General features: G+C 51.8%; 1 protein-coding gene (running past one end of the window). It reads left to right on the top strand.

Annotation, left to right across the window (positions count from 1 at the left end):
* Positions 1-12,652, top strand: the 5' end (the start) of a protein-coding gene (locus ABIA61_RS03295; RefSeq protein WP_404580280.1) for a non-ribosomal peptide synthase/polyketide synthase. It continues 29,453 nt past the right edge of the window; only the first 12,652 of its 42,105 coding nucleotides appear in the window; it begins with the start codon at positions 1-3; its stop codon lies beyond the right edge, outside the window.

The following is a 12,652-nucleotide window of genomic DNA, read 5'->3' on the forward strand; positions in this document are numbered from 1 at the left end:
ATGACTCAGCACGATATTCAATTGTTTGCATTAAGCCAGCCACAGCAACGTATTTGGTATACGGAGCTTTTGTATCCCAATCGCAACACGTCCACGCTTATTACAACTGTTAAAATCAAGGGAACTGTTCGCATAGATGCATTGCAGCAGGCGATGAATCAGGTGATTGCACAAAATGATTCCTTTCGCATTAAAATCACTGCTCAGGATGGTATTCCGTATCAATATGTAGAGCCATTTGCTGAACAAAGCATAGAAACGCTCCAGGTTAGCCTGGAGGAAGCCGAGCAACTGGTAAACCGTCTTAATTCCCAGCCCTTTTTATTGCTGGATTCACAGCTCTACCAATTGGTAATTTTGCAGCTGGGGGCAGAAGAAACCTGGTACAATTTCACAATGCACCATATTATTTCAGATGGTGTATCCATGAATCAGGCTATTAATGAAATTACGACGCATTACATGGATATTGTCCATGGTACAGGTCAGGCTACACCGACCAAAGCGAATCCATATCTGGATTTCATTCAGGTGGAGCAAAGCTATGAGCAATCTGACCGTTACCAGAAGGACAAGGCATATTGGACGGAAAAGTTTGCCGATTTGCCAGAGACGACAGGTTTGAAATCATACAATCCGCTAACGCTGAGCACAGCTGCACGCCGGGAGAGCTATACACTGGAGCCTGAATTGTATCGTGGTGTCACGGTTTTTTGCGAGGAGCATAAAATCAGTATTTTTACGTTCTTCCTGGCCGCCCTGTATATTTATTTACATAAAGTGACAGGGGAACAGGATTTAACCGTAGGTACCCTGTACGCTAACCGTACGTCGAAGAAGGAGAAGGATACAGTTGGCATGTTCGTCAGCACCGTGGCTACGCGTCTGCTGGTTGAGCCGGAATCCGAGCTGCTGACCTTCCTGCAAGGTGTGGGCAAGGAGCAGTCGTCCATTTTGCGGCATCAGCGTTACCCGTACAACAAAATTATTCAGGATTTGCGTGAACAGCAAAGCAGTCTGGATATTCAGCGCCTCTTTGGTGTTTCAATTCAGTATCGTACGCTGAGCTTTTCCCGTTTTGATGAAGCCGTTCAGCAGGTGGATACCGATTTCTGTGGAGATACGGTGAATGACTTTGATATTCATATGGTAGAAATGCTGGATGACGATAAGTTTATAATGCATTTGGATTATCGTACCGATCTGTTCAGCGAACAGGAGATTGCCCGAATTATCCGACAATTCCTGAGTGTGGCTGAGCATATGGTGAAGGGTCCGCAGAAGTGTATACAGGAGCTGTCACTGATTAGTGACGAGGAGCGGACGCAAATTGTGGATGTATTCAATGCTACAGCAGTGCCATATCCACATGATGCAGGGATTCATGAACTGTTCGAGCAACAGGCAGAGCATATGCAGGATCAGACTGCCGTTGTGTTTGGAAACCGTCGTCTAACCTATGGGCAGCTGAATGAACAGGCCAACCGACTGGCTCACACGCTGCGCGGTTACGGTGTTACTGTTGAGCGAACGGTAGGCATCGTCGCTGAGCGTTCCACAGATATGATCGTCGGCATGCTGGCAATCCTTAAGGCGGGCGGCGCATATGTGCCAATTGACCCGGATTATCCGGCAGAGCGTGTACGCTACCTGCTGGAGGATTCAGGTGCGAAGCTGCTGCTGGTGCAGCATGCGGAGCAGCAGCCAGAAGACTACAGCGGGATTGTGCTGGATCTGAGCGATGCTACTGTATACGGAGCAGAGGCTGACCAAGGCTTAAATACTGTACAATCGGAGCAAAACGAGGTTAATCATGCGAATTATACCCATTATACAAATCTGAAAAATGAGATTTCACAAACGGGTAAATTCGGGGATCGACTCGCCTATTTGATGTACACTTCGGGAACTACTGGGCAACCCAAAGGGGTTATGGTAGAGCACCGCAATGTCGTACGTCTGGTGAAAAATACAAACTATGCGCAACTGGATACTGATACGCGCATTTTGCAGACCGGGGCTGTTGTCTTCGACGCGTCCACCTTCGAAATTTGGGGTGCGCTATTGAATGGTGGACAGCTGGTGCTGGTGAGTCAGGATGTCATTTTGGACGCGCCGAAGCTCAAGGAAGCTGTTCGCAGCCATGGCATTACCACGATGTGGCTGACAGCGCCGCTCTTTAACCAGCTGTCCCAGCAGGACCTGGAACTGTTTGAGGGGGTACGGGAGCTGCTGGTCGGCGGTGATGTGCTGTCCGTCCCGCATATTAACCGGGTGCTGGAGGCTCATCCTTCCCTGCGGATTGTAAACGGCTATGGCCCGACGGAAAATACAACCTTCTCCACGACGCATGCCATTACCAGCGTGCAATCAGAATCCGTACCGATTGGTCGTCCGATTCACAACTCCACGGCGTATGTCGTAGACCGTTCGATGCGGCTCCAGCCTGTCGGGGCATGGGGAGAGCTGATCGTCGGCGGCGATGGGGTGGCACGTGGATACCGGAATCGCCCGGACCTGACGGCAGAAAAGTTCATCCACAGCCCATACCGCAGCGGAGAACGCTGCTATCGCACAGGCGACCTGGTGCGCTGGAATGCGGACGGGACGCTGGAATACAAGGGGCGGATCGACGCCCAGGTGAAAGTCCGGGGCTATCGGATCGAGCTGGGCGAGGTGGAAGCACAGCTGTTGAAGCTGGAAGCGGTGCGAGAAGCGGTGGTGATTGCACGTGAGGATGAGCAGGGGCAAAAGCAGCTCTGCGCTTATGTGGTGACCCATGAGGATGTAACGGCAAGTGAGTTGCGCAGCGCTTTGAGCCAGGAACTGCCGGGCTACATGGTGCCGTCGTATTTTGTGCAGCTGGAGCAATTGCCACTGACACCCAACGGCAAGGTGGATCGCCGGGCGTTGCCACAGCCGGAGGGAAGTGTGGATTCTGGCGAGGATTATGTAGCAGCGCGAACCGATGTGGAACGGACGTTGGTATCGGTATGGCAATCTGTACTAGGCATCGAGCATATCGGTGTACTGGATAACTTTTTCCATCTGGGAGGCGACTCGATCAAGGCCATTCAGGTGTCTTCAAGATTACTGCAAAACGGCTATAAACTGGAAATGAGAGAACTGTTCCAATATCCGACCATTGCTGAGCTGAATGGACGGGTGCAGCAGGTGAGCCGCGTCTCAGACCAAGGGGAAGTCACGGGTGCGGTAGCGTTGACGCCGATTCAGCATTGGTTTATTGAGCAGCAGCCAGCCAAGCCAGAACACTATAATCAGGCGTTGATGCTGCACCGTGAGGATCGTATGGACGAAACGGCGCTTCGTCAGGCACTGCAACGCATGGTTGAGCATCATGATGCCCTGCGTATCGTATTCCGCCAGAATGCAGATGGCGAGTACGAAGCATGGAACCGTGGCGTACAAGAAGGTGAGCTCTTCATCCTCGAAGTGGTTGATTTTACGAACGAACCTGATTTTGCACATGAGCTGGAAGCAAAAGCCAGCGAAATTCAAGGCAGCATCCGCCTGGATGAAGGCCCTCTGGTAAAGCTGGGTCTGTTCCGTTGCCCTGATGGAGATCATTTGCTAGTGGCGATCCACCATTTTGTGGTGGATGGTGTGTCTTGGCGTATTTTGCTGGAGGATTTGGCAACTGGATATGAGCAGGCTTTACAGGGCGAGTCTGTCCGTTTGCCAAATAAGACGGATTCCTTCCGCTTGTGGGCTGATCAGCTGTCAGCTTATGCGAACAGCACAGCATTGCAGAAGGAACGTGCGTACTGGCAAGAGCTGGAGCAAGCTGGGGCTACTCAAGCAGCTTTGCCCAGGGATTACACTCGCAAATCCGAGGCCAAGCCTCATCTCCGTGATGACCGCACACTCACGGTAGCGTGGACAGTCGAAGAAACAGAGCAATTTTTGAAGCAGGCACATCGTGCCTATAATACGGAAGCGAATGATCTATTGCTGACGGCTCTGGGAACCGCGGTTCACGAGTGGGCAGGCATCAGTCAGGTGCTTGTGAATCTGGAGGGTCACGGACGGGAAGCTATATTGCCAGACGTGGATATTACACGTACGGTCGGTTGGTTTACCAGCCAATTCCCAGTTATTCTGGATATGGGCGAGGATCGGAATGTGGGACGACGTGTCAAGGACGTCAAGGAAGGGCTGCGCCGTTTGCCGCATAAAGGAATTGGATACGGTATTTTGAGATATCTTTCTGCTACTGAAGAAGGGGAATCAGCTTTTGTTGTTGAGCCGGAAATTAGCTTTAACTATCTCGGACAATTCGATCAGGATTTGAAAAATAATGCATTCCGTATGTCTCCTTATTCCCTCGGGGCTTCCATTAGTGACACGTTGACCAAGCGGTATTCCCTTGATATCAACTGCATGATCACGGATGGTGCGCTGGAGCTGACGATCAGCTACAGCAGCAAAACGTTCATGAAAAAATCAATCAAAAGGCTAGCTGATTTGCTTCAGGAATGCTTGCGCCAGGTATTAGCTCATTGCGTGGACAAAGAGCTGCCAGAGCTGACACCAAGCGATCTGTCCTTCCAAGGACTAACGGCTGGAGAACTGGAGCACATTGTAGAGCAAACCGCTGCTGCGGGAGAGCTGGAAAATGTTTATTCGCTAACGCCGATGCAAAAGGGAATCCTGTTCCACGGCTTGATGGAGCCGCAATCCGGGGCGTATTTTGAGCAGGCAACATTTGATCTGCAGGGCAGCTTTCAAGTGGATGCTTTTTCCGAAAGCCTGAATCTGCTGGTGAATCGCCATCAAATTTTCAGAACGAATTTTTATAGCGGCTGGAATGAGCAGCCTTTACAGGTGGTGTATCGTCATAAAGCTGCCGGATTCCGTTTTGAAGACGTGCGTTCGATGGAGCAAGGAGAACTGGACGCGTACATTGCTGATTTTGCTGAGCGAGACAAAGCGGAAGGGTTTCATTTCAGCTCAGGCGAGCTGATGAGAGTTTCTATATTACGTACGGGCGAGGAGTCTTACCGCTTTGTGTGGAGCTTCCACCATATTTTGATGGACGGCTGGTGCTTGTTCCTGGTTGTCGGGGAAGCCTTCAATACGTATTTTGCATTGCTCGAAAACCGAAAGCCAGAGCTTGCCCCGGTAACGCCATATAGCGAATATATTGAATGGCTGGAACGGCAGGACAACGCGGAAGCAGAACGGTTCTGGAGTGACTATTTTGCCGGCTTTGAACAACAGACGGTGTTGCCGCAAGCGAAGCAGCTGGACGGTCGCGCCAAGGGATATGAGGCTGACAAGCTTTCGTTTACACTGAGCCGTGAAGTGACGGAGCGGATGAACAAGCTGGTCAAGCAGCAGCAGGTGACGGTCAATACGCTGCTGCAAGCGGCATGGGGTGTTGTGCTGCAACGATATAACAATAGTCGGGATGTTGTATTTGGTAGTGTTGTATCCGGTAGATCAGCGGATATTCCGGGCATCGATAAAATGATCGGTTTGTTCATTAATACGGTTCCTGTACGGATTCACAGCGGGGAAGATGTTACGTTCGCTGGGCTGATGAAGCAGACACAGGAGCAGGCGCTTGCTTCCCGTGCCTATGAAACCTATCCGTTGTATGAAATTCAGGCCCTGACAGAGCAGAAGCAGGATTTGGTAAACCATATTATGGTGTTTGAAAACTATCCGGTGGAACAGAGCATGGAGCAAATGGGTAGCCATGAAACGAACGGCTTTACCATTGCGAATGCTTCCGTGTCGGAGCAAACGAACTATGATTTCAACATTACCATTGTGCCGGGTGATGAAATCGGTGTTCATTTGGAATACAACGCGCTGGTGTTTGAACGCGCAGCTATGGAGCAAATCCGCGAGCATTTGCTGCATATCGTAGAGGAAGCGATTAACAGACCGAATGCGCTGGTAGATGAGCTTCAGCTGGTGACTGCTGAGGAAAAAGCGAAGATCATCGACGGTTTTGGTTCAGTTGGCGTGTATGCGTGGAGTGATGCGAAGGAAGTCGAATGGTTGTTCCACGCCTATGTGGAAGAACAGGCGCAGTTTGTGCCGGATCACGTGGCGGTTGTGTACGAGGAGAATCAGCTTACGTACCGCGAGCTGAACGAGCGTGCGAACCAGCTGGCTCGCAGACTGCGAAATGAAGGCATTGGACGCGAGTCGATTGTCGGCATCTTGAGCGAACGCTCGGTAGACATGCTGGTCGGCGTACTGGCGGTGTGGAAGGCTGGAGGCGCATATGTGCCACTGGATGCAGACTATCCGTCAGAACGTATTCGTTTCATGCTGGAGGACAGCGGTGCTACGGTACTGTTGACCCAAACAGGCTTGCAGGAGCGTGCGCAGGTATGGCTGGATGAAAACAAAGCAACGTCCGAACCAGCAACAGGACTGCGTTTGCAGACCGTACTGGCGTTGGACGATGAGTCGCTGTACACCGGGGATATCGCGGATATCGAGCATATCAACGAGCCGCAGGACCTGGCGTATGTGATCTACACCTCCGGTACAACGGGACGTCCGAAGGGAGTCATGATCGAGCATCGCAGCTTGGTGAATACGGCTGCGGCGTATCGCCGGGATTACCGTCTGAACCAGTTCCCGGTACGGCTGCTGCAATTGGCGAGCTTCTCCTTCGACGTATTCGTCGGGGATATCGCACGGGCGCTCTATAACGGCGGAACAATGGTCATTTGCCCGAAAGATGACCGGATTGATCCAAGCCGTCTGTATAGCTGGATTCGCAATTATCAGGTTACGGTGTTCGAATCGACACCAGCCCTGATCGTACCGTTCATGCAGCATGTGTATGAACAGGGACTGGACATGAGCAGTCTGGAACTGCTAATCACCAGCTCGGATAGCTGCAGCGTGACGGATTACCGGGTGCTGCAAGAACGATTTGGCGCAGATACTCGGATTATTAACAGCTACGGCGTAACGGAAGCGGCGATTGACTCCAGCTTCTATGACGAAGAGCTATCGAAGCTGCCGAGCAGCGGCAGTGTGCCGATTGGTCAGGCGTGGCTGAACGCCCGCTTTTATATCGTGGACAGTCAGCTGAATCCGGTGCCTGTCGGCGTACTGGGCGAGCTATGCATTGGCGGGGCCGGGGTAGCACGTGGATACCTGAACCGTGCCGACCTGACGGCCGAGAAATTCGTGGCGAATCCGTACGTGCCGGGTGAACGATTGTATCGCACCGGAGACCTGGCGCGGTGGATGCCGGACGGGAATGTGGACTTTATCGGCCGGATGGACTATCAAGTCAAAATCCGGGGCTACCGGATCGAGCTGGGCGAGATCGAAACGGCGATCCAGCGGGTGCCGGGTGTGCGTCAAGCGGTCGTGATCGACCGGACAGACGAGCGTGGGCACAAGTATTTGTGCGGCTATATCACAGGAGAAGCGGAGCTGCGGATCGAGGAGGTACAGGCCCAGCTGGAAGCAGGGCTGCCAGCGCACATGGTGCCAGCACGCTTGATGCGTCTGGAGACGATACCGCTGACGAGCAACGGCAAAATCGACCGCAAGGCCTTGCCAGAGCCGGAAGGCAGCATCCATACAGGTGCAGCCTATGTGGCACCGCGTACAACGGTAGAGCAAGTATTGGCTTCGGTATGGGCCGGGGTACTGGGCGTGGAAACGGTAGGCACGCAGGATAACTTCTTCGAGCTGGGCGGCGATTCGATCAAGGCCTTGCAGGTATCGTCCCGATTGCTGCAAGCAGGCTATCGACTGGACATGAAAGACCTGTTCAGCAATCCGACGGTAGCGTCCCTTAGTCCTTTGCTTCGCACAGATGGCAAAATCGCCAGTCAGGAAGAGGTAGTCGGTGAGGTAGAGTTGACACCAATTCAACGGTGGTTCTTTGAGCAGCAGCCGGTTGACCTGCACCACAGCAACCAGGCGATGATGCTGTATCGAGCTGGGCGCTTTGACGTAGATGCGCTGCGCCATACAATGGAACGCATGGTCCAGCATCATGACGCATTGCGTACTGTATTCCGCGAGACGGAGCATGGTTACGTAGCCTGGAACCGCAGTGTGGAGGAAGGCGAGCTATATACACTGGAAATTGTAGATTTCAGTGGGATTGAAGACGAATCCACAGCTGTGGAAGCCAAGGCGAATGAAATTCAAGCTGGCATTCATTTGAGCGAGGGACCGCTTGTGAAGCTTGGTTTGTTCCAATGCGCTCAGGGCGATCATTTGTTAATCGTCATTCACCATTTGGTTGTGGACGGTGTATCGTGGCGCATTCTGCTGGAGGATTTGGCAGCCGCTTATGAGCAGGCTGTTGCAGGTAAAACGGGCAAAGCTATTCGATTGCCGCTTAAAACAGATTCGTTCCAGACATGGGCCGAGCACCAGTCAGCCTATGCGAACAGTGCGACGATGGAGCGGGAGCTTGCTTACTGGCAGCATATTGAACAAGCAGAAGCAAGTCTGGCGAAGCCGTTGCCAAAGGATTATGACAACGATCATGCCTTGCTTGGAGACAGTGAGGTTGTCACCGTCCGCTGGACGAAGCGGGAAACCGATTTGTTGCTCAAGCAGGCTCACCGCGCGTATAGCACGGAAATGAATGACCTGTTGCTGGCTGCACTCGGTAAAGCCGTATATGACTGGTCCGGTTCTGAACGCGTGCTGGTCAACCTGGAGGGTCATGGACGGGAATCCATTTTATCTGATGTGGATATTACGCGCACGGTTGGCTGGTTTACGAGCCAATTCCCGGTTGTACTGGATGGAAGCATGGGACAAGGTGGAAATATCGCCCGTTTGATCAAACAGGTGAAGGAAGGGCTGCACCATATTCCGCAAAAAGGCATTGGCTATGGTATTTTGCGATACCTGTCAAATACGGAGGCTTTCGCGCGAGCAGGCGTACAGCTCCAGTTGACCCCAGAAATCAACTTTAACTATCTGGGCCAGTTTGATCAGGATTATAAAGGCAACGATCTGGAGCCTTCCTCTTATTCTATGGGTGTGCCTGTCAGCACAAACGCGGCTATGGATTTTGCGCTCGATATCAATGGAGTGATCGAGGACGGCGAGCTGATCTTTACTATTCGCTACGGCACAACGCAATTCCGTCATGAGACGATTGCCCGGCTTGGAGAGCTGCTGGCTTCGGGCTTGCGTGAGGTGATCAGCCATTGCGTCGCCCAGGAAAGAACGGTATTGACACCAAGTGATGTCCTGCTAGATAACGTAATGCTGGACGAGCTGGAGCAACTGGTGGAAGATACGCGAGATATGGGTGAACTGGAAAATGTGTATGCCTTAACGCCAATGCAAAAGGGGATGCTCTTCTTCAGCATGATGGACGAGGATTCGGCGGCTTATTTTGAGCAGGCCACCTTTGAGCTGAACGGACGTTTTGATGTGGTCACCTTCGGCAAAAGCCTGGATCTGCTTGTACAACGTCATGAGGCCCTACGGACGAACTTTATCAATTTATGGAAGGATGAGCCTGTACAGGTTGTCTTCCGCAACCGCAGCGGAGCATTGTACTACGAAGACTTGCGCGGACTGGAAAAAGAGGAGCGTGAAGCTCGGGTTGAGGCTTTTGTGCTTGCAGATAAAGCCAAAGGATTCCGTCTGGCAGAGGATGCACTCAATCGTATTTCCATTTTGCAAACGGGGGATGAAACGTACCACTTTGTTTGGAGCTTCCATCACATTTTGATGGATGGCTGGTGCTTGTCCTTTATGATACAGGAGGTATTTGGCAGCTATCAGGCATTTCGTGCGGGTCAGGAGCCGGTGCTTGAGCAGGTCACGCCATTCAGTCGTTTTATTGAATGGCTGGAGCGTCAGGATCGTGAAGCGGCCCTGCAATACTGGAGCGGGTATCTGGCAGACTATGAGCAGCAAATTATGCTTCCGCAGCAAAAAACACAGCCTAAATCCGCACAAGCCGGGGAATATGTCGGCGGAGAACTGGAATGCGAATTCCAGCCGGAACTGGTCGCTCAGATCAAACGGGTGGCGAAGCAAAATCAGGTGACCATCAATACATTGATTCAGACGGTATGGGGCGTGCTGCTGCAAAAATACAACAACAGTCCGGATGTTGTATTCGGTAGTGTTGTATCCGGTCGTCCAGCCGATATCATGGGTGTGGAGCGCATGATTGGGTTGTTCATAAATACGATTCCAGTGCGCATTCTGTCTGAAAAGGGTGAGGCCTTTGTCGAACTGATGAAACGAACACAGCGGCAGGCGCTGGCCTCTAATAGCTACGACGCATTTCCGTTGTATGAGATTCAGGCGCTGACCGGACAGAAGCAGGATTTGATCAACCATATTATGATATTTGAAAATTATCCGGTAGAGCAGCAGGTAGAGCAGTTGGGAAGTGGTGGTCACGATAAATTTACGATTTCGAACGTAGTGACTACAGAGGAAACCAACTATGATCTGAACGTAGCCGTTATGCCGGGAGAAGGTATGAAGATTCGTTTTATGTATAACGCACTCTGCTTTGATCAAATAGGCATTGAGCGTCTGCATGGACATTTTGTCCGTCTGCTGGAGCAAATTTCACTCCATCCGAACGTTCGCGTTGAAGAGCTGGAATTAGTCACAGCGGTGGAAAAACAACAGATTACAGAAGCGTTTAATGACACCGCTGCGGTATATCCACACAATCAGACAATCCATGAGCTGTTTGAGGAGCAGGTGGAGCGTACGCCGGATCAAGTGGCATTGGTGTTTGAAAATCAGAGTCTGACTTATCGGGAGCTGAATGAACGGGCCAACTCCTTGGCACGAATGCTTCAAGCGCAGGGAGTAGGACCCGACAAGCTGGTTGGCCTGATGGTGGAGCGCTCAGTGGAAATGATCGCAGGGCTCCTTGCTGTTCTAAAAGCAGGCGGTGCTTATGTGCCGATTGATCCCGAATTTCCGTCATCTCGTATTGAATACATGCTGGAAGACAGTAAGGCCACAGTGCTTCTGACCAGTCGTGATCTAGTGGAAGAGCACCATTGCAACGCCAATACAATCTTCCTTGAGGATACAGAATTGTATCAGGGAGAGAGCGGCAATCTGGAGACGATTGCCCGCCCAGAGCATTTGGCTTACGTCATTTATACCTCTGGATCGACTGGAAATCCGAAAGGAGTTATGCTCCAGCATGGCTCGGTACTCAACTTTATTACAGGGATGCGCGAAATAATCGACTTTGAAGCAGGCAAAACCATTTTGTCACTCACGACAATTTCATTCGATATTTTCGTATTGGAAACCATCCTGCCACTGTTGGGTGGAATGACGGTGGTGCTTGGCGACAGCCAGCATCAGGTTGATCCTCAGGCGCTGGGTGAGTTGATCGTTCATCATCATGTTGATATGTTGCAAATGACACCATCCCGGGTGCAAATGCTGCTGGGTCATGAAGCAGGCTCCCATGCGCTGCAAAGTGTGAAGGAAATAATGGTCGGGGGTGAAGCACTTCCGTCCAAGCTGCTGGCAGCACTGCAAGAAATAAACGGTCTTCGCATTTATAACATGTACGGTCCTACAGAAACGACGGTGTGGTCGACAGTACAGGAACTGACTCATGCCAATCAAATTAATATTGGACGTCCTATCGCGAATACGGAAATGTATATCCTGAATGCGAATGATGGATTGCAGCCAATCGGTGTGCCGGGCGAGTTATGTATTGCAGGAGAAGGCTTGGCGCGTGGGTATTGGAATCGTGAAGAACTGACGGCCGAGAAATTTGTGATTAATCCGTTTACAGACGGGAAAGCAGGCTATGATCGGATGTACCGCACGGGCGATTTGGCGAGATGGATGCCGGACGGCAACATCGAATACTTGGGCCGGATTGACCATCAGGTGAAAATCCGGGGGTACCGGATTGAGCTGGGCGAGGTCGAATCGCAATTGCTGAAGGTGGAGTCGGTACGAGAAGCCATAGTCATGGCTCGTGCGGACGAAACAGGCCAATACCAACTGGTGGCATACTATATTGCGGAGCAAGAACTCGAATCCAGCGAGCTGAGAAGTGAACTGGGGCGGGAGCTGCCAAGCTATATGGTGCCTTCATACTTCATTCAGTTGGAGCAGATGCCACTGACACCGAACGGTAAAATCGACCGCAAGGCACTGCCGGCACCAGAAGGCAGCCTGCAAAGCGGAGCGGATTATGTAGAGCCGCGCACCGCGCCGGAACGGGTACTTGTAGCAGTCTGGCAGTCCGTCCTGGGCGTGCAAACCGTCGGTATTTTGGACAATTTCTTTGATCTGGGCGGCGATTCGATCAAGGCGATTCAAATCGTATCCCGTGCGTTCCAGGCAGGCTATAAGCTGAACATGAAGGACTTGTTCAGATATCCAAGCGTGAAGGAGCTGGCTCCGCATCTGCGTTTAGCGGGCAAGAGAACGGCCGAGCAAGGCGAAGTCACAGGGAAAGTGGTGCTGACGCCGATTCAATACTGGTTTGCGGAACAGGAGCAGGTGGACGCGCATCACTTTAATCAGGCGGTTATGCTGCACCGGGAGCAGGGCTTTGACGAATCCGCTCTGCGTCAGGCGCTCATCAAGCTGGCGGAGCACCACGATGCACTACGGATGGTGTTCAGCAAGACAGAGCAAGGCTATGAAGCATGGA

Origin of the sequence: Paenibacillus sp. RC21, from assembly GCF_044907935.1 — a bacterium.
GTDB lineage: Bacteria > Bacillota > Bacilli > Paenibacillales > Paenibacillaceae > Paenibacillus > Paenibacillus terrae_A.